Origin of the sequence: Stutzerimonas stutzeri (genome assembly GCF_002909485.1) — a bacterium.
GTDB classification, from domain to species: Bacteria; Pseudomonadota; Gammaproteobacteria; order Pseudomonadales; family Pseudomonadaceae; genus Stutzerimonas; species Stutzerimonas stutzeri_AH.
In genome coordinates, this window is the sequence record NZ_PPXG01000004.1 from 19,109 (window position 1) to 38,652 (window position 19,544).

13 protein-coding genes are annotated in these 19,544 nt (G+C 62.0%); 10 read left to right on the forward strand and 3 right to left on the reverse strand.

Features of this window, described 5'->3' with window-relative positions:
* Window positions 1-102 precede the first annotated feature (102 nt).
* Window positions 103-2,775, reverse strand: a complete 2,673-nt coding sequence (locus CXK91_RS10480) for a bifunctional diguanylate cyclase/phosphodiesterase (protein WP_103456083.1) — start codon at window positions 2,773-2,775, stop codon at window positions 103-105.
* A 149-nt stretch (window positions 2,776-2,924) separates the two neighbouring features.
* Between CXK91_RS10480 and CXK91_RS10485 the strand changes: the two genes are divergently transcribed.
* Window positions 2,925-3,413 carry a hypothetical protein gene (locus tag CXK91_RS10485; RefSeq protein ID WP_103456084.1) on the forward strand — a complete coding sequence of 163 codons (489 nt, stop codon included), beginning with the start codon at window positions 2,925-2,927 and terminating at the stop codon, window positions 3,411-3,413.
* 86 nt (window positions 3,414-3,499) lie between these two features.
* Here CXK91_RS10485 and aceF read toward each other — a convergent pair whose 3' ends face one another.
* Both aceF and aceE read right to left on the reverse strand, forming a co-directional pair.
* The gene (gene aceF / locus CXK91_RS10490; protein ID WP_103456085.1) at window positions 3,500-5,506 is read right to left on the reverse strand and encodes a dihydrolipoyllysine-residue acetyltransferase; all 2,007 of its coding nucleotides are present in this window, start codon (window positions 5,504-5,506) and stop codon (window positions 3,500-3,502) included.
* Window positions 5,507-5,533: 27 nt separating this feature from the next.
* Window positions 5,534-8,179, reverse strand: a complete 2,646-nt coding sequence (gene aceE, locus CXK91_RS10495) for a pyruvate dehydrogenase (acetyl-transferring), homodimeric type (protein WP_103456086.1) — start codon at window positions 8,177-8,179, stop codon at window positions 5,534-5,536.
* Between the two features lie 268 nt (window positions 8,180-8,447).
* Between aceE and glnE the strand changes: the two genes are divergently transcribed.
* The 9 genes from glnE to CXK91_RS10540 all read left to right on the forward strand — a co-directional run bounded on the left by glnE (window position 8,448) and on the right by CXK91_RS10540 (window position 19,539).
* The gene (glnE, locus tag CXK91_RS10500) at window positions 8,448-11,393 is read left to right on the forward strand and encodes a bifunctional [glutamate--ammonia ligase]-adenylyl-L-tyrosine phosphorylase/[glutamate--ammonia-ligase] adenylyltransferase (RefSeq protein WP_103456087.1); all 2,946 of its coding nucleotides are present in this window, start codon (window positions 8,448-8,450) and stop codon (window positions 11,391-11,393) included.
* Between the two features lie 49 nt (window positions 11,394-11,442).
* Window positions 11,443-12,366 (forward strand): branched-chain-amino-acid transaminase, encoded by a 924-nt coding sequence (gene ilvE, locus CXK91_RS10505; RefSeq protein WP_023445089.1) that lies wholly within the window; start codon window positions 11,443-11,445, stop codon window positions 12,364-12,366.
* A gap of 78 nt (window positions 12,367-12,444) precedes the next feature.
* A complete protein-coding gene (gene waaF, locus CXK91_RS10510; RefSeq protein WP_103456088.1) occupies window positions 12,445-13,479 on the forward strand; it encodes a lipopolysaccharide heptosyltransferase II in 1,035 nt (344 codons plus the stop codon).
* Complete coding sequence (waaC, locus tag CXK91_RS10515) at window positions 13,480-14,481, forward strand: lipopolysaccharide heptosyltransferase I (RefSeq protein WP_103456089.1); 1,002 nt, start codon at window positions 13,480-13,482, stop codon at window positions 14,479-14,481.
* Window positions 14,481-15,602, forward strand: a complete 1,122-nt coding sequence (locus CXK91_RS10520; RefSeq protein ID WP_103456090.1) for a glycosyltransferase family 4 protein — start codon at window positions 14,481-14,483, stop codon at window positions 15,600-15,602. The genes waaC and CXK91_RS10520 overlap by 1 nt, the downstream gene beginning before the upstream one ends.
* A gap of 211 nt (window positions 15,603-15,813) precedes the next feature.
* The gene (gene rfaP, locus CXK91_RS10525; RefSeq protein WP_058064950.1) at window positions 15,814-16,620 is read left to right on the forward strand and encodes a lipopolysaccharide core heptose(I) kinase RfaP; all 807 of its coding nucleotides are present in this window, start codon (window positions 15,814-15,816) and stop codon (window positions 16,618-16,620) included.
* Window positions 16,620-17,354 carry a lipopolysaccharide kinase InaA family protein gene (locus tag CXK91_RS10530; RefSeq protein WP_003285226.1) on the forward strand — a complete coding sequence of 245 codons (735 nt, stop codon included), beginning with the start codon at window positions 16,620-16,622 and terminating at the stop codon, window positions 17,352-17,354. The genes rfaP and CXK91_RS10530 overlap by 1 nt, the downstream gene beginning before the upstream one ends.
* A complete protein-coding gene (locus CXK91_RS10535) occupies window positions 17,351-18,097 on the forward strand; it encodes a lipopolysaccharide kinase InaA family protein (protein WP_102832214.1) in 747 nt (248 codons plus the stop codon). The genes CXK91_RS10530 and CXK91_RS10535 overlap by 4 nt, the downstream gene beginning before the upstream one ends.
* The gene (locus CXK91_RS10540; protein WP_103456091.1) at window positions 18,094-19,539 is read left to right on the forward strand and encodes a lipopolysaccharide kinase InaA family protein; all 1,446 of its coding nucleotides are present in this window, start codon (window positions 18,094-18,096) and stop codon (window positions 19,537-19,539) included. Before CXK91_RS10535 ends, CXK91_RS10540 begins: the two co-directional genes overlap by 4 nt.
* Window positions 19,540-19,544 lie beyond the last annotated feature (5 nt).

Sequence of the window (19,544 nt, forward strand, 5' to 3'; positions counted from 1 at the left end):
GAGCGGGGAAGGTGGCTGACGAGCTAGGCTACAAAAGCCCGGGAGTCAGTGAAAGCGCCACGGCTACCACGCGTCGCAGAGTTCTGCGCAAACGACTGGCGCTCAGCACCATTGGGGATAGCGGCGCAGAGCCTCGGTCAGGATGTTGCCGGGGATCGGCTTGTCGAACAGGTAGCCTTGACCGATATCACAGCGATGACGACGCAGGAATTTCAGCTGCTCCGGTGTTTCGATTCCTTCAGCGACGACCTTCAGGTGCAGCTTGCGGGCCATGGCGATCACTGCCGAGGTGATCTCCACGTCGTCCTGGTTGCCCGGGATGTCCTTGATAAAGCTGCGATCGATCTTGATCACGTCGATGGGGAATTTCTTCAGGTAGCTCAGCGAGGAATACCCCGTGCCGAAGTCGTCCATGGCCAGTGTCAGGCCGAGCGCCTTGAGGCCGATCAGCTGCTGTCGGGTTTCCTCGGTGGCTTCGAGCAGGAGGCTTTCTGTCAGCTCCAGCTCCAGCTGCGCGGCGGGAAGTTGCTCTTCGAGCAGAATTGCGGCAATCGTGCCAAGCAGATCCGGATCCGAGAACTGCTTGGGTGAAAGGTTGATTGCGATCTGGGGTGTGCCAAGGCCTAGCGCGGAAAGGGTGACGCCCATCCGGCAAGCTTCCCGCGCGACCCACTTGCCGATCGGGATGATCAGCCCGGTTTCTTCCGCGACGCTGATGAACTGATCCGGGCGGATCATGCCCTTTTCCGGATGGTTCCAGCGCAGCAGCGCTTCCAGCCCCTGCAGCCGGCCGGTATGCAGGCATAGCTTGGGCTGGTAGAACACCACCAACTCGTTCTGCAGCAGCGCACGGCGCAGGTTGTTCTCGACGAACAGCTTGTAGTTGGCTTCGGCATGCAGGGCTTCGGTAAATATCTGCACCTGGTTCTTGCCGTTCGCCTTGGCCTTGTGCAGCGCTTGCCCGGCATGCTTCATCAGCGTTTCCGGGTCACGCCCGTGCTGAGGCGAGCACGCCAGCCCCAGGGACCCGCTGACGCTGATCAGCTGCTTGTCGACGAATAGCGGCTTATCGAGGATGCGCAGCACCTGGTCTGCCAGGCGGACGCCTTCATCCAGTCCCTTGTCATCGAACAGCAGGGCGAACTCGTTGCTGGCAAAGCGTGCCAGTACGGCCTGCTGGCTGAGTCCGTTGCGCAGTCGGCGGGCAAGGCTGGTGAGCAGCTTGTCGCCGGTCTGGTGGCCGAGGCTGTCGTTGATGCGCTTGAAGTTGTCGATGTCCACCAGCAACAGGCAGAGCCTGGGCTCGGCCCCGGCGGCAAAGCGCTCCTCGATGCTGCGAATGAAGTACGGACGATTGCCCAGGTTGGTCAGGTTGTCGGTATAGGCCAGACGCTCGATATGCTGATGCGCCAGTTTGCTGCGGGTGATGTCCTCGTAGATGCCGATGTAGTGGGTCAGCGCGCCTTCTTCATTGAAGACCTTGGAGATGGAAAGCTGACCCCAGTACGGCTCGAGGTTCTTGCGTCGGGAGCGGAACTCGCCCTGCCAGCTGTTGCTGTGGGCAAGTACCGAAGAGGTGTCGAACAGCAGCTCGCCGAGGTTTTCCAGAGCCTTCAGATCGGCCAGACGCTGACCGCGTACCTCGGCTGAGGAAAACTGGCTGATGACGGTGAATGCCGGATTCACATATTCCACCCGGCCTTCTCGGTCGACCAGGATGAAGGCGCTGGCGCTCTGTTCCACGGCGCGCTGGAACAGGCCGAGCATATGGGTTGCGCTGAGCCGCTGCTGATTGGCCAGCACCTGCGCATACTGATCGGCCAGCTCGCCGGCGAAGGCGATCTCGTCGGCCTGCCATGCGCGCGGTTTGCCTGTGTGTTGCAGGCTGAGAACGCCGATTACCTCCCCACCGACTCGAATGCTGGCGTCCAGGATCGAGCGAACTCCCTGCGGGCGATAGATAAGCTGGTCAAGTTCGCAGGTGCGGTGATCCTGGGACACGTCCTGCGCATCGACGGCGCGACCGCTCTGCAGCGCCTGCAAGTAGCGGGGAAAGGGTGCGAGTTCCAGGGCTGAGGGCGTTTCGTAATGGTCGCTGTCGAGTCGGTAGCACGACACTGGCTCCAGGCGCGTGCCGTCCAGATGCCAGATTGTCGCGCGGTTCAGCTCGTAGACTTCGCAGGCGGCCTGGGTGATCAGCTGTGCCGCTTCCAGTTCCGGATTGGCGGAGCCGTAGCGATGCCGAGCCAGCCTGACGATCAGGCTCTGCTGTGTGCGCGAGCGCAGCATGTGCTCGATGTGTTCGTCCTGGGCTTGCTGATGTTGCTGCAGCGCCGTGCGCAGTCGGGCGTTCTGCGCCCTGAGATCCTGATCCGATTCAGGCTGGCGTCCGGGCATCAGATAGCCCCTGAGCAGCTCGCGACCATACTGCTGGCAAACTTCGCCGAGTTCGGTGATGTCCTGCACGCCGTCAGGCGTGTGCAGTCGATAGCTGACTGAATAGTGGCTGCGGCCTGTCAGCTGTTGCTGAATCTCTTCGTGTAGCTGGTGACGGACGCTGGGCTCCATCAGGCTGGCGTAGGGGGCGTCGACCAGGGAGCAAAGGTCGCCGGCGGAAACACCGAGATAACGCTCGCAAGCGGGGTCGAGAAACAGCAGTGTCCAGCTGGACTCGTTCAAGCGCTCGAAACGCAGCATGCCGAGCCGTGAAGGCACTGGCAACTGCGTCACAACCTCGGTCGCCAGACGGCTGGCGGCATCGGTATGTATTTTCATCGAGCGGTTGGCTTCCAGTATGCTCCACGGAGTCGGGCTGGCCTGTGCTCCAGGCGCCGTTCCAGCGAAGGACGATGGCTAAATAATATTAATTTCGGCAAGGGTGCATCATGCGACAGGGACTGACAAGTCGGCTTGCAAAGTTAGTGATGGTCTCGGTTCTCTGCGTGATCGGAACACCTCTGATCGCGAGTGAAGTGGTGGAGTTCGGCTCGGATGAGTCGGCTCGCTATCTCACTGAATTGAAAAAGCTTTATCTCACCAGCAGCGATCGCGAAGCGCTGCTCGCGCATAGTAACGGATTGCTCGATACCTACGCATTGCGAGCGGGTTATCAGGTTGGTCAGGCCAATCCGCAGGACTTTCTCTACGAGCTGAGCGTGGCCTCTCCTGGCGAGTTGCGCATACGCGAGGAAGTCCGCAGCAGCAGCGGCGGTGTTGCCGTGCGCAACCGCAGTCTGTCGGTATTCGGGCTTGATCCCTACCTGCAATATCAGTGTCCTGCGCAAGGGTTCAGTTGTTCGATCAGCAGCCCCATCGACGGCCTGCCCTTGTTGGTCATTCTGCGCGACCCTCAGGGTGCCGAAGAGCTGGCCAAGGCATTGTCTTTTCTGATTCGTAATCTGCAGAAGGGTTGACGCAGCAGTTGGTGCCGTGATCCCTGCACAATAGAAAACGCCGCATCTTCTTCAGAGGATGCGGCGTTTTTCGTTTGGCTCAGCCGTTACAGCAGCAGCGTGCGGATATCCGCCAGCAGCTCCGACAGCCGTTTGGTGAAGCGTGCGGCAGCAGCCCCGTTGATCACACGGTGATCGTAGGACAGCGAGAGCGGCAGCATCAGGCGCGGCTCGAATGCCTTGCCGTCCCAGACTGGCTGCATCGTCGCCTTGGATACCCCGAGAATCGCCACTTCCGGCGCGTTGACGATCGGCGTGAAGCCGGTGCCGCCAATGTGGCCAAGGCTGGAAATGGTGAAGCAGGCACCCTGCATGGCGTCAGGCGAGAGCTTCTTGCTGCGCGCTTTCTCTGCCAGCTCGGCCGCTTCGCCAGCCAACTGCAGCAAACTCTTCTGATCCACGTTCTTGATCACCGGGACCATCAGGCCATCCGGCGTATCCACAGCGAAGCCGATGTGCACGTACTTCTTGCGGATCAGTGCCTTGCCGCTTGGCGCCAGCGAGCTATTGAAGTCCGGCAGCTCCTTGAGCAGGTGCGCACACGCCTTTAGCAACAACGGCAGCACGGTGAGCTTGACGCCGGCCTTCTCGGCGGCAGCCTTCTGGGAGACGCGGAAGGCCTCCAGTTCGGTAATGTCGGCCGATTCGAACTGGGTCACGTGCGGTACGTTCAGCCAGCTGCGGTGCAGGTTGGCTGCGCCGATCTGCATCAGGCGCGACATCGCTACTTCTTCGACTTCGCCGAACTTGCTGAAGTCCACGGCCGGGATCGGCGGAATGCCGGATCCGCCCGAGGAGCCTTCGGCCGGAGCCTGCTTGGCCTTGTGCAGCATGTTCTTGACGTAGGCCTGGACATCTTCCTTGAGAATCCGGCCCTTGGGACCGGTGGCCGGAACATCGGCCAGGTCGACGCCATACTCGCGCGCAGTCATGCGAACCGCCGGCCCGGCGTGAACCTTGGTGCCGGCCTTGCTCGGACCGCTGACGGTCGGGGCCGGCGTCGCCGCGGCCTTCGCCTCCGGTACGCCCTGCTTGTTCGGTGCGACGGCCTGCTGCTGGGAAACGGCCTCCTGCGGCCTGCTCTCGGCCTTTTTCGCTGGCGCCGAGCCCTGGACCTTGAGGGTCAGGATCAGGTCGCCGGTCTTGGCATCGTCACCCACCTTGATCGACAGCGACTCCACCACGCCCGCCTTGGGCGCCGGAATTTCCATGCTGGCCTTGTCGGATTCCAAGGTGATCAGCGACTGGTCCGCCTCGACGCTGTCGCCAGCCTTGATCATGACTTCGATGACCTTGGCGCTGCCGCTGGAACCGATGTCCGGAATACGAACCTCCTCCACGGACTCGCCTGCAGTTTCGGCCGGTGCTTCTGCGGCCTGCTCGGTCAGTTTCTCCTTGGCCGGGCTTTGTGCCTGGCTGGCCGGAGCACTGGCCGCTCCCGGCTTGCTCGAGGCGGTACCCTTGAGGATCAGGATCAGATCGTCGGTACCGACTTCGTCGCCCACCTTGACCGAAATGCTCTCGACTACGCCAGCGGCTGGAGAGGGGATCTCCATGCTGGCCTTGTCGGACTCGAGAGTGATCAGCGGTTGCTCGGCGGCGATGGTATCGCCGGCCTTCACCGAAATCTCGATCACGCTGGCCTTGCCGGAGGAGCCGATGTCCGGAACCTTGATTTCCTGCGACTCGCCTTCCTCGGCGGAGGCCGAAGGATTGTCATCTCCCGGAGGCGTAGGTGCTTCGGCTTCATCAGTCGGGCCGCCAGTGCTGGCAGCGGCAGGCTCGGCCGCGGCTTGCGCCGGCGCTTCGCTGTCAGTTCCTTCTTCGCTTTCCAGCTCAAGTAGCTCGTCACCTTCTTTCAGGCGGTCGCCGAGCTTGACCTTCAAGGCCTTCACGACGCCAGCCTTCGGTGCCGGGATTTCCATGCTGGCCTTGTCGGACTCGAGCGTCAGGATGCTCTGGTCGGCTTCGATACGGTCGCCGACCTTGACGAACAACTCGATTACTTCACCCTCACCGCTGCCGATGTCGGGTACGCGTATGGTTTCACTCACAATAGGTTCTCCTGTGCGCACGCAGCATCAGCAATCCAGCGGATTGCGCTTCTCGGGGTCGATACCGAACTCGGTGATGGCATTGGCCACAACCGTGCGTTCGATGGCGCCGCGATCAGCAAGTGCCTGCAGTGCCGCGACGGCTACCCAGCGACGGTCGACCTCGAAGAAGTCACGCAGCTTGGCGCGCGAGTCGCTACGGCCAAAGCCGTCAGTACCCAGCACCTGGTATTCACGCGATGGAACCCACTGCCGAATCTGATCGGCGAACAGCTTCATATAGTCGGTCGAAGCGATGACCGGGCCTTCGCGGCCTTCCAGACACTGCTCGACGTAGCTCTTGCGGGGTTCTTCGGTTGGATGCAAACGATTCCAGCGATCCACCGCCAGGCCATCGCGGCGCAGCTCGTTGAAGCTGGTCACGCTCCATACGTCGGCGCCCACACCCATCTTGGCGAGGATGTCCACGGCTGCGCGCACCTCGCGCAGAATGGTGCCGGAGCCCAGCAGCTGCACACGGTGCTTGAAGTCGCCCTTGGCTTCCTCAAGCAGGTACATGCCCTTGATGATGCCGTCCTCGACACCTTGTGGCATGGCCGGCTGCTGGTAGTTCTCGTTCATCACGGTGATGTAGTAGTAGACGCTCTTCTGCTGCTCCATCATCTCATGCATGCCGTGGTGCATGATCACCGCCAGCTCGTAGCCGTAAGTGGGGTCATAGCTGCGGCAGTTGGGGATGGTGCTGGCGAGGATGTGGCTGTGGCCGTCCTCGTGCTGCAGGCCTTCACCATTGAGCGTGGTACGTCCGGAGGTGCCGCCCAGCAGGAAGCCACGGGTCTGCGCGTCACCGGCCGCCCAAGCCAGGTCGCCGATGCGCTGGAAGCCGAACATCGAGTAGAAGATGTAGACCGGCAGCATTGGCTGGTTGTAGTTGCTGTAAGCAGTACCGGCAGCGATGAACGAGGAGAAGGCGCCCGCTTCGTTCAGGCCTTCCTGGAGGATCTGGCCGTCCTTCTCTTCGCGGTAGTACATCACCTGATCACGGTCGACCGGCTCGTACAGCTGCCCCACCGGGGAATAGATACCCAGCTGGCGGAACATGCCTTCCATACCGAAAGTGCGCGCCTCGTCAGCGAGGATCGGCACGATGCGCTTGCCCAGATCCTTGTCCTTCACCAGCTGCGACAGGATCCGGCCGAACGCCATGGTGGTGGAAATCTCGCGATCGCCGGAACCGTCGAGCACCGCTTTGAGCGTGTCCAGCGGCGGCGTCGGGATGCTGAAGCTCTTCGGCCGGCGCTGCGGCAGGGAGCCGCCGAGCTTTTCGCGGCACTTGCGCAGGTAGCGCATCTCGGCGCTGTCTTCGGCTGGGCGATAGAACGGTAGCTCTTCGAGCTGCGAATCGTTGACCGGAATGTCGAAGCGATCGCGGAACAACTTCAGGCTGTCGATATCGACCTTTTTGGTGTTGTGGGCGATGTTCTTCGCCTCACCGGCACCGGTGCCATAGCCTTTGATGGTCTTGGCCAGGATGACGGTCGGTTGGCCCTTGTGATTGACCGCCTGGTGGTAGGCCGCATAGACCTTGTAGGGATCATGGCCGCCGCGGTTGAGCTTCCAGACTTCCTCGTCGGACATCTTCTCGACGCGCTTGAGCAACTCCGGATCGGCACCGAAGAAATGCTTGCGTACGTAGGCGCCGTCTTTGGCTTTGTAGTTCTGGTATTCGCCGTCGATAGCCTCGTCCATGCGGCGCTGCATGCGACCGTCTTCGTCGGCAGCGAACAGTGGATCCCACAGGCGACCCCAGACGACTTTGTTGACGTTCCAGTTGGCGCCTTTGAACACGCCTTCCAGCTCTTGAATGATCTTGCTGTTTCCGCGGACCGGGCCGTCCAGACGCTGCAGGTTGCAGTTGATGACGAACACCAGGTTGTCCAGATTCTCGCGACCAGCCAGCGAGATCGCGCCCAGGGTTTCCGGCTCGTCGCACTCGCCGTCACCGATGAAGCACCAGACCCGCTGCTTGCCTTTCGGAATGAAGCCGCGGCTTTCCAGGTACTTCATGAAGCGTGCCTGGTAGATCGCGGTAATTGGCCCCAGGCCCATCGAAACGGTCGGGAACTGCCAGAAGTCCGGCATCAGGTGCGGGTGCGGATAGCTCGAAAGGCCTTTGCCATCGACTTCCTGGCGGAAGTTGAGCATCTGCTCTTCGGTCAGGCGACCTTCCAGGAAGGCGCGCGCATAGATGCCGGGGGAGGCGTGACCCTGATAGTAGATCAGGTCGCCGCCATGCTCTTCGGTCGGAGCCTGGAAGAAGTAGTTGAAGCCGATATCGTAGAGCGTTGCGCTGGAAGCGAAGGTGGAAATGTGTCCACCCAGATCCGGATCCTTGAGGTTCGCGCGCATCACCATCGCCAAGGCGTTCCAGCGGACCAGGGAGCGGATGCGACGCTCCATGAACAGGTCGCCGGGCATCTTGGCTTCACGGGTGACGGGGATGGTGTTGCGGTACGGCGTGGTGATGCCGTAGGGCAGGGGGGTGCCGCTACGTGTGGCCAGTTCGCCCATCCGGGTCATCAGGTAGTGAGCGCGGTCTTCGCCCTCGCGGTCGAGGACGGACTCGAGGGCGTCCAGCCATTCCTGGGTTTCGACGGGATCGAGATCTTGCATGGCTTGCTCCATGGCGGAAAGGCTTCCAGAATCGGTCGCCTGTTCGCTACCGGCTTTGTGGGCCGGTGCGTGTAATGTTCTTGGACGAGTGCCGGGGGTAGGACCGGGCGCCTGTAGTTTTACTACAAAACGGCGCCGGGATCAGCCCCCTGAAATACTCTTTAGTAGTAAAACTACAGATCAGCGGCGCTAGCATTTTCCTGGTAAGGCATCTGCGAGGCTCTGAATCGCGCGGTTTCACTGTATTGCTGCTGTGAAGGAAACCTCAATGAGTCTGCCATCGCTGGTTGCATTGCCGCCCTCGCTTCTGCCTTTTGTCAGTCGTGCCGAAGAGTCGTTCCTCGCCGCTGCCGGCAGCCTGTCGGAAGCCCTTGCGGCACGTTGTCGCGCTTGGCTATCAGCGCAGCGCGAGGCGTTTGCCCGCGTATGCGCGGCGAGTGATTTTGTCAGCGAACAGGTTAGTCGAGATCCGCAGATGTTGCTGCAGTTGGCCGAGCAGGGCTTGCTGGAGCGATCTTTCGCGCCTGCCGAGATGCGCGACGCGCTGAAGGAGCAGGTTGTCGCTTGCGACAGTGAGGACGCCCTGGCGCTGACCTTGCGGCGCTTTCGCACCCGTCAGCAGGTTCGGATCATCTGGCGCGACTTGACCCGTCAGGCCGATCTTGCTGAAACCTGCCGTGACCTCTCCGATCTTGCCGATGCCTCGGTCGATCTGGCCTATCACTGGCTCTATACGCGTCACTGCGAGCAGTTCGGCGTGCCGACCGGGCGTCGCAGCGGCACTGCGCAGCACATGGTGATCCTTGGTATGGGCAAGTTGGGCGCCCATGAGCTGAATCTGTCCTCGGATATCGACCTGATCTTCGGTTACCCGGAAGGTGGCGAAACCGTGGGCGCCAAGCGATCACTGGATAACCAGGAGTTCTTCGTACGTCTCGGACAGCGCCTGATCAAATCCCTGGATGTCATCACCGTCGACGGCTTTGCCTTCCGCGTCGACATGCGTCTACGCCCGTACGGCTCCTCCGGTCCTCTGGTCTACAGCTTCAATGCATTGGAGCAGTACTACCAGGACCAGGGGCGCGACTGGGAACGTTACGCGATGATCAAGGCGCGGGTCATTGGTGGTGATCAACAGGCCGGCAAGGAGCTGCTGGAGATGCTGCGCCCCTTCGTCTATCGGCGTTACCTGGACTTCTCCGCGATCGAGGCGCTGCGCTCCATGAAGCAGCTGATCCAGCAGGAAGTACGGCGCAAGGGTATGGCGTCGAACATCAAGCTCGGCGCGGGCGGCATCCGCGAAGTGGAGTTCATCGCCCAGGCGTTTCAGCTTATTCACGGCGGCCGTGACCTCAGTCTGCAGCAGCGTCCGCTGCTCAGGGTGTTGGCCACGCTGGAAGGTCAGGGCTATCTGCCGGCTACAGCCGTGGCGGAATTGCGCGAAGGCTACGAATTCCTGCGCTATACCGAGCACGCATTACAGGCCATTGCCGATCGCCAGACGCAGATGCTGCCGGAAAGCGACGTGGACCGCGCCCGAATCGCCTTCATGCTCGGCTTCGGCAGTTGGCAGGCCTTCCACGAGCAGCTGTTGCACTGGCGTGGGCGTATCGACTGGCATTTCCGCCAGGTCATAGCCGACCCGGACGAGGACGAAAGCAATGAGGGTGAAGCGCTGGTAGGCGGCGAATGGCTACCGCTCTGGGAACAGGATTGGGATGAGGAGTTCGCCTGTCGGCAGCTGTCGGAGGCCGGCTTCCGGGACGGCCAAGTTGCCTGTCAACGCCTTGCGTCGCTGCGCAATGCCAGCCAGGTGCGCACCATGCAGCGTCTCGGTCGCGAGCGATTGGATGCATTCATTCCTCGGCTACTGGCGCAAACCGTCGAGCAGGATGATCCGGATCTTGTGCTGGAGCGCGTGCTGCCGCTGGTCGAGGCGGTCGCTCGGCGTTCGGCTTATCTCGTATTGCTGACCGAAAATCCCGGGGCCCTGCAGCGCCTGCTGGAACTCTGTGCCGCCAGCCCGTGGATCGCCGAGCAGATCGCGCGCTTCCCGCTGCTGCTGGATGAGCTGCTCAATGCCGGGCGGCTCTACAGTCCGCCGCTGGCGCCTGAGCTGGCGGCCGAACTGCGTGAGCGGCTGATGCGCATTCCCGAGGATGATCTCGAACAGCAGATGGAGGCCCTGCGCCATTTCAAGCTGGCGCACCGACTGCGCGTCGCCGCCTCGGAGATCGCCGGCACGCTGCCGTTGATGAAGGTCAGCGACTACCTGACCTGGCTGGCCGAGGCCATCCTGCAGGAGGTGCTGACCCTGGCCTGGCGTCACACCGTCGCGCGTCATGGCCAGCCACAGCGCAGCGACGGCACGCTGTGCGATCCGGCCTTCGTCATCGTCGGCTATGGCAAAGTCGGCGGGATCGAGCTCGGCCACGGTTCCGATCTGGATCTGGTGTTCATCCACGACGGTGACCCTGCCGCCGAGACCAATGGCGCCAAGTCCATCGACACCGCGCAGTTCTTTACCCGCCTCGGTCAACGCATTATTCATTTGCTGACTACCCAGACCACCTCCGGTCAACTCTATGAAGTGGACATGCGGCTGCGTCCGTCCGGTGCTTCCGGGTTGCTGGTCAGCTCCCTCGGCGCCTTCGAGCGCTACCAGAGTCAGGAAGCCTGGACTTGGGAACACCAGGCGCTAGTGCGTGCGCGGGTGCTGGTTGGCTGCTCGCAGCTGACCGCCGACTTCGAGCGAGTACGCGCCGGCGTGCTCGGGCGTGAACGCGATCTGGATGCGCTGCGTCGCGAAGTCAGCGACATGCGCGCGAAGATGCGTGACAACCTCGGGACCCGCGCGACGCATGCGGGGACCGCCGAGCAAGCCTTCGACGGTGCCGCCGAGTTCAATCTCAAGCAGGACGCCGGTGGTATCGTGGATATCGAATTTATGGTGCAATACGCGGCTTTGGCGTGGTCGCACCAGCATCCCGAACTGCTGCGCTATACCGATAACATCCGCATTCTCGATGGGTTGGAGCAGGCCGGGTTGATGACCGGCGATGAGGTTCGGCTGCTGCAGGACGCCTACAAGGCCTACCGCGCAGCAGCCCACCGGCAATCACTGCAGAAGCAGCCCGGAGTGGTGAGTGGGGATCAATTCCACGACGAGCGCCGCGCTGTCATGCGCATCTGGCGTGAGTTGGGCCTAAGCTGAGCCCCTCGTCGGGCTACTGGCAAATTCGAATTCTGAGGAGCTGGCAACGATGTCGATGGCCGATCGTGATGGCGTCATCTGGTATGACGGCGAACTGGTGCAGTGGCGCGATGCGACCACCCATGTGCTGACCCATACCCTGCACTACGGCATGGGTGTGTTCGAAGGCGTGCGCGCCTACAACACCCCGGACGGCACGGCGATCTTCCGCCTGCAGGCGCACACCGACCGCTTGTTCGATTCGGCGCACATCATGAACATGCCGATGCCGTACTCGAAGGAAGAGATCAACGAGGCGACCCGCGCCGCAGTGCGCGAGAACAACCTGGAAAGCGCCTACATCCGCCCGATGGTGTTCTACGGAAGTGAAGGCATGGGGCTGCGCGCTAGCGGCCTGAAAGTGCACGTGATCGTCGCCGCCTGGCACTGGGGCGCTTACATGGGCGACGAAGCGTTGGAGCTGGGCATCAAGGTGCGCACCAGCTCCTTCACCCGTCACCACGTCAACATCACCATGACCCGCGCCAAGTCCAATGGCGCCTACATCAACTCGATGCTGGCCCTGCAGGAAGCCATTTCCGGCGGCGCCGACGAGGCGCTGATGCTGGACCCGGAAGGCTACGTAGCCGAAGGTTCGGGCGAGAATATCTTTATCATCAAGGACGGCGTGATCTACACCCCGGAAGTCACCGCCTGCCTGAACGGCATCACCCGCGGTACGGTGCTGACCCTGGCTGCCGAGCACGGTCTGAAGGTAGTCGAGAAGCGCATCACCCGTGACGAGGTGTACATCGCCGACGAAGCCTTCTTCACCGGCACCGCTGCCGAGGTGACGCCGATTCGCGAAGTCGACGGGCGCGCCATCGGTATTGGCCGTCGTGGCCCGGTGACCGAGAAGCTGCAGAAGGCCTATTTCGATCTGGTCTCCGGCAAGACCGCAGCCCATGCCGAATGGCGGACACTGGTCAAGTAAGCCTGGCGCTGGGAGCCGGCGACGCATGACTCGCTTGCCGGCCACGCTTCCAGTACCTCAGCTTATGGCTTAGAGCTTATGAACATACTGATCGTAGGACCCAGCTGGGTTGGCGACATGGTGATGGCGCAGACGCTGTTCGTCTGCCTGAAACAGCGCCATCCCGACTGCCAGATCGATGTGCTGGCGCCCGAGTGGAGCCGGCCGATCCTCGAACGCATGCCCGAGGTGCGTCAGGCGCTGAGCTTCCCGGTTGGGCACGGCGTGCTCGACATGGCGACCCGGCGCAAAGTTGCGCAGAGCCTGCGTGGTCAGTATGAGCAGGCGATCCTCTTGCCCAATTCGCTGAAGTCGGCGCTGGTGCCGTTCTTCGCCGGTATTCCCAAGCGCACCGGCTGGCGCGGCGAAATGCGCTTCGGTCTGCTGAACGATATGCGCAAGCTCGACAAGCAGCGCTATCCGCTGATGATCGAGCGCTTCATGGCGTTGGCGTTCGAGCCGGGCGCCGAGTTGCCCAGGCCGTATCCGAACCCCTCGCTGCGTATCGACCCCGTGACTCGCGATGCGGCATTGGCACGTTTCGGCCTCAGTCTGGATCGTCCGGTACTGGCGCTGTGTCCGGGCGCCGAGTTCGGCGAATCCAAGCGCTGGCCGGCCGAGCACTTCGCCAAGGTCGCCGAGCTGAAGATTCGCGACGGCTGGCAGGTCTGGCTGTTCGGCTCGAAGAACGATCACCCGGTCGGGGAGGAAATTCTCGAGCGGCTGATACCGGGCCTGCGTGAAGAGGCGGTGAACCTGGCGGGCGAAACCAGCCTGGCCGAAGCCATTGATCTGCTCTCCTGCGCCGACGCGGTTGTGTCCAACGACTCCGGATTGATGCACGTGTCGGCGGCGCTTGGGCGACCTTTGGTGGCGGTGTATGGCTCTACATCGCCAGCCTTTACTCCGCCGCTTTCCAAGCAGGTCGAGGTGGTGCGCCTGGGTCTGGACTGCAGCCCCTGCTTTGAACGCACCTGCCGCTTTGGCCACAACAACTGCATGCGTGAGCTGAAGCCGCGCGCGGCGATCGAGGCGCTGGACCGCCTGGCTCCGCAGTCGGTCGAGGTGCGCTGATTGAAGGTTCTGTTGGTCAAGACATCGTCGTTAGGTGACGTCGTGCATACCCTGCCGGCGCTGACCGACGCGCAGCGGGCGCTGCCCGGCATCCAGTTCGACTGGGTGGTCGAGGAGGGCTTTGCGGAGATCCCGGCCTGGCATCCGGCGGTGGCACAGGTGATTCCGGTGGCAATCCGTCGCTGGCGCAAGCACCCGATCCAGACCCTGCGCAGCGGAGAGTGGCGGCGCTTCAAGGCGCGTCTGCGCGAAGGCCGTTACGACCTGGTGATCGATGCCCAAGGCTTGCTCAAGAGCGCCTGGCTGACCCGCTACGTCAAGGCGCCTGTCGCTGGTTTGGACCGCGAATCTGCACGTGAACCGCTGGCGGCACGCTTCTATGATCGGTGCTACGCAGTACCGCGTGATCAGCATGCGCTGGAACGGGTGCGTCAGCTGTTCGCTCAGGCCCTCGGTTATCCGCTGCCACAGGATGTTGCCGACTACGGCCTGAATCGCGAGCAGATGGCCGCGCCGAGTGATCAGCCCTATCTGTTGTTCCTGCACGGCACCACCTGGCCGAGCAAGCACTGGCCGGAAGCCTACTGGCGTGAGCTGGCCGAGCGCATGAGCGATTTCGGCTGGGCGATCCGCCTGCCGTGGGGCAATGCCGAAGAGAAGGCACGGGCCGAGCGCATCGTCAGCGGCATAGCCGGCGCGGCGGTGTTGCCGAAGCTCAATCTTGCCGGTGTGGCCCGGGTCATCGCCGGTGCACGCGCCTGCGTCGCGGTGGACACCGGTCTCGGCCACCTGGCCGCGGCGCTGGATGTGCCGAGCATTTCGCTTTATGGTCCGACCCTGCCCGGGCGAGTCGGCGCCTATGGGCGCTCTCAGGTGCACCTGTGCGCGAGCGGGCCGAATGCCGGTCGCGGTGATCGGCGTAAGCCCTGTTTCGACGATTTGCGCCCCGAGCGCGTCGTCACCGAACTGAAAGCCCTGCTGCGGGCCCCGGAGTCCGTCTGATGCAATTGGCGTTCATTCTCTACAAGTACTTTCCCTTTGGCGGGCTGCAGCGCGATTTCATGCGCATTGCCCTCGAATGCCAGCGTCGCGGTCATGCGATCCGCGTCTACGCGATGATCTGGGAAGGCGAAGTGCCTGACGGCTTCGAGGTGCTGATCGCGCCGGTCAAGGCGCTGTTCAACCACACCCGCAACGAGCGCTTCACTGCCTGGGTCAAGGCCGATCTGGGGCGGCGGCCGGTGGACCGGGTGATCGGCTTCAACAAGATGCCGGAACTCGATGTGTATTACGCCGCCGACCCGTGCTTCGAGGACAAGGCGCAGACCCTGCGCAACCCTATCTATCGCCGCTGGGGTCGCTACAAGCACTTCGCCGAGTACGAGCGCGCGGTGTTCGCGCCCGAGGCGAAGACCGAAATCCTGATGATCTCCGAGGTGCAGCAGCCGCTGTTCGTCAAACACTACGCCACGCCCGCCGAACGCTTTCACCTGTTGCCGCCGGGCATCGCCCAGGATCGCCGCGCGCCGGCCAATGCCGCGCAAATCCGTGCCGAGTTTCGCGAGGAGTTCGAGGTCCGGTCGGAAGAGCTGCTGTTGGTGCAGATCGGTTCCGGTTTCAAGACCAAGGGGCTGGACCGCAGCCTCAAGGCGCTCGCTGCATTGCCGCGCGAGCTGAGCCAGCGCACGCGATTGCTGGTGATCGGGCAGGACGACCCCAAGCCGTTCAAGCTGCAGGCCAAGACGCTGGGCGTTTCCGGCATGGTCGAATTCCTCAAGGGGCGCAGCGATATCCCGCGGTTCCTGCTGGGCGCCGATCTGCTGATCCACCCCGCCTACAACGAGAACACCGGTACCGTACTGCTGGAAGCGCTGGTCGCCGGGCTGCCGGTGCTGGTCACCGATGTATGTGGCTATGCGCACTACATTACCGACGCCGACTGCGGTCGCGTGGTGCCCAGCCCGTTCGAACAGCGCACGCTCGACCAGCTGTTGACGCAGATGCTGAGCGACGAGCAGCAGCGCGCGACCTGGAGCCGCAACGGGTTGGCGTATGCCGCCAGCGCCGATCTGTACTCCATGCCGCAGAAGGCGGCCGATGTGATCCTTGGAGAGCAGGCATGAGGCCCATGACCGGCATGTCCCCAAGCCGATCGCAAGCTACAGGCTTGCCAACCGCACTCGAAAGCCTCGCCCCGAGCTCGGGCCCCCCACAAACGTGTCGAGTGCCCGCCGATTCCGTGGGTGGTGCGCCCTCGCGGCGATTGCAGCCTGCAGGCCTGCGCGGGTTTCCAGCTCCTCGACCAGGGTTGATGCCTCGAGCTGCGGAGGCTACATGCGACTGATTTTATCGGAGCCGTTCAAAAGCCTCTGGCACGGCAAGGATCCCTTCGTAGAAGTCGAGCGTCTCGACGGTCAGGTCTACCGCGAGCTGGAAGGCCGCCGCACGCTGCGTACCGAGGTAGAGGGACGCGGATACTTCGTTAAGATCCACCGTGGCATCGGCTGGGGCGAGATCACCAAAAACTTGCTCACGGCCAAGGCGCCAGTGCTTGGCGCTGGTCAGGAGTGGCGCGCGATTCAGCGGCTGCATGAAGTGGGTGTTCCTACCATGACCGCAGTTGCTTACGGCGAGCGTGGCAGCAATCCTGCGACTCAACACTCCTTCATCATCACCGAAGAGCTGGCGCCGACTGTCAGTCTTGAGGATTTCACGGCCAACTGGCGTGAACAGCCACCTGCGCCGTTGCTTAAACGAGCACTCATCGCTGAAGTCGCGCGCATGGCCGGCACCATGCACCGCACCGGCGTCAATCACCGCGATTTCTATATTTGCCACTTTCTGCTGCATACCGACAAGCCGGTGACAGCAAGTGATTTCCGTCTGTCGCTGATCGACCTGCACCGCGCGCAGGCCCGCAGCCAGACGCCGCGGCGTTGGCGCAACAAGGACCTGGCAGGACTGTATTTCTCGGCACTGGAGATCGGCCTGACCCGTGGCGACAAGTTGCGCTTCCTGCGCGACTACTTCCAGCAACCAGTGCGCGAAATCCTGCACGAGGAGGCGTCCCTGCTGGTCTGGTTGCAGCGCAGGGCGGAAAAACTGCAGGGCCGCAAGCAGCGCTACGGAGGGGCACTTTGATGGCTGGCTGGACACTGGATCCAGCATACGCTGACCTTCGGGATGAGTTCGGCAGCCTGATGACTGTATTTGCGCTTGAGGGTGAGCGCCTGACGAAAGACCCGTTGTCGGAAGTCATTCGTGTCGAACTCAATGGTGTGCGTTATTACGTCAAACGCTACTCGGGGGCAGGCAAGGGCTTGCGGCGATTCGTTGGGCGCCCACGAGTAAAGGCCGAGTGGCAGAATCTAATGCTCTTTCGCCGCTGGGGCATCCCGACCGCCCCAATCGTGGCATACGGCATGGAGCGCCGAGGCGGCGCATTTTTACGAGGCGCTTTGATCACCCGCGAATTGGAGCAGACCGAAGATCTGGCTTTGCTGGCGGCAAGCCATGATCCTCGCCTTCGTGATCGGCGCTGGGTACATGAAGTCAGCCTGCAACTGGCGCGCTCGACTCGCGCATTGCATGACCGGGGCTTCGCCCACAATGATCTCAAATGGCGCAACCTGCTGGTTGATCCGCAGCGGCGCTTGTATTTGATTGATTGTCCGACCGGCTCATTCTGGCGCGGCCCGTTTCTGCAGCGGCGCATCGTCAAGGATCTAGCCTGCTTGGACAAGGTGGCCAAGTACCAGCTTACTCGCACTCAGCGCCTGAGATTCTATTTGCAATATTGCCAGCGCCCGCGGCTGGCACCCCAGGACAAGCCGCGGATACGGCAGATATTGAACTACTTTCAGGGACGAGAATGACCGATTTCATAGAAGAGTCCGACCGTCCTTTACTCGAGCGCAGCGGCCTAAGTGACTTCGACGCGCTCTGGGCTGTACAGCTCGAAGCTGTGGATGAGCCGAATATCGAGCGCGGAGGGTGGAGCAGCGTCTTTCGGCTTGAGCTCAATGGCGCGGCCTTCTACCTCAAGCGGCAGAGCAATCACCTGACGCGGAGCCTGACGCACCCGTTTGGCGAGCCCACTCTCGCCCGAGAATTCCGCAGTATCCGCCGCTACGCTCAGCTTGGTGTACCGGCATTACAGGCGAGCTTTTTCGGCCAGCGCAAGGTGGGTGGAGAGCGGCGAGCAGTCCTTTTGACTCGTGCGTTGGATGGCTGGATGGATTTGGATGGTTGGCTAGCTCAATGGCCGCAGCTGGCCGAATCGCAACGCCAATCGATCCTTCGCGCAACCGGAAAGTTGGCTCGCGCCCTTCACCGAGCGGGGCAAATGCATGGCTGCTTCTATCCCAAACATATCTTCCTGCGAGAGCTAGCTGGTCAGTGGCAGGCTTGTCTTATCGATCTGGAAAAAACGCGCCCGCTGCTGTTTGGCCAGCGTGACCGTATCAGGGATTTGGAGCCACTCGTGCGTCGTGCTGCCTGTATTGGTGACGACGGCGTGCGCTCCCTGCTGTCAACTTACCTTGATGACGATCGCCTGCTCGATTCATGGGTGCAGCGCCTCAATCGTCGGCGCAGAGAAAAAGAGGCGCGTGGATGAATCTGTCCCAGTTGGCTGGTACGGGGCGTCAGCCAGGCAGCCCGCTACATGTAGCGCTGCCTGGTAATGGAGTGCTGAATATTGTTCGCTGGCTGCGGATTTTGCCTGGTCATCGATATGTCGGTTGTGCCGAGTGGAACGGTCGCACCGTACTGGCCAAGCTGATAGTGGGCTCCAAAGCGCAGCGTCATCATCAGCTCGAGCGAAGTGGCGCGCGGCTAATGGCGGAGCAGCAACTGCCGACGCCCGGCTTGCTGGCCGAGGGGTGGCAGGAGGGCGAAGGTGGCTGGCTGATTTTCGATTGGCTCGACGATGCCGAAAGCCTCTGGGATGCCTGGCGCGCTGTAGAAACTGATGTGATGCTGTCTGACGGGCAAAGGGGTGTCCTTGGCGAAGCACTTGAATTGATCGCCAGGATGCATGCGCGCGGCATCTGGCAGGCCGATCTGCATCTCGATAACTTATTGCGGGCGGGCGACCAGCTTTACGTTGTCGATGGCGGCGGTGTGAAAGCGAAAGTGCCCGGAGCTCCGTTGTGCCGCGAGCAAGTGCTGGAAAATCTTGGCGTGTTCTTCGCGCAGTTGCCCGCGGAGGTCGATCCGTTCATTGAAGAGCTGCTGGTCCACTACCTGCTCGCCAATAGCGAGCATGCGTTGCCGCTGGAAGCGTTGCTCAAAGACATTCACAAGACTCGCGCCTGGCGCTTGAACGATTATCTGAAGAAGGTAGCGCGCGACTGTAGTCTGTTCAGCGCGCGTATCGGCGCGTTTGGTGCGCAGGTGGTGCGGCGTGACGAGGAAGTAGCGCTGCGGGTTGTTCTTGCTGATCCCAATGCATTTATCGCACAAGGCGAGCTTCTGAAAGACGGTGGCAGCGCGACGGTCGCCAGCATTGAGTCGAACGGTCGAGCGCTTCTGATCAAGCGCTACAACATCAAGAATCCGCTGCATTGGCTCAAACGCTTCTGGCGCCCCAGCCGGGCCTGGCACAGTTGGGTCGAAGGTAACCGTCTCGATTTCTTAGGGATTGCCACGCCTCGCCTGCTGGCTGTGATCGAGCGTCGTTGGTTGTGGATGCGTGGCCCTGCGTGGCTAATTACCGAATTGCTGCACGGTAAAGATATAATCGCGCGTTTTAAGCCATACCTGGATGGTTGCCCGCCCGAGCTTGAGCTGTCCGCTTTGGATCGACTGTTCGCGGCGCTGATTCGTCAGCGCATCAGTCATGGCGATCTAAAGGGACATAATCTGTTTTGGGAGCAGGGTCGTTGGGTCCTGATCGACCTTGATGCTGTGCAGCAGCACGACAGCGACTCGAGCTTTGCACGCGCCTATGCCAAGGATCGTGCACGCTTTCTGCGTAACTGGCCGGTCGATAGCGCCCTGTATCGGCTGCTTGACCAACGTTTACCCGCGGTGCCCGGCACCCGTATCGAAGATTAAGAGGC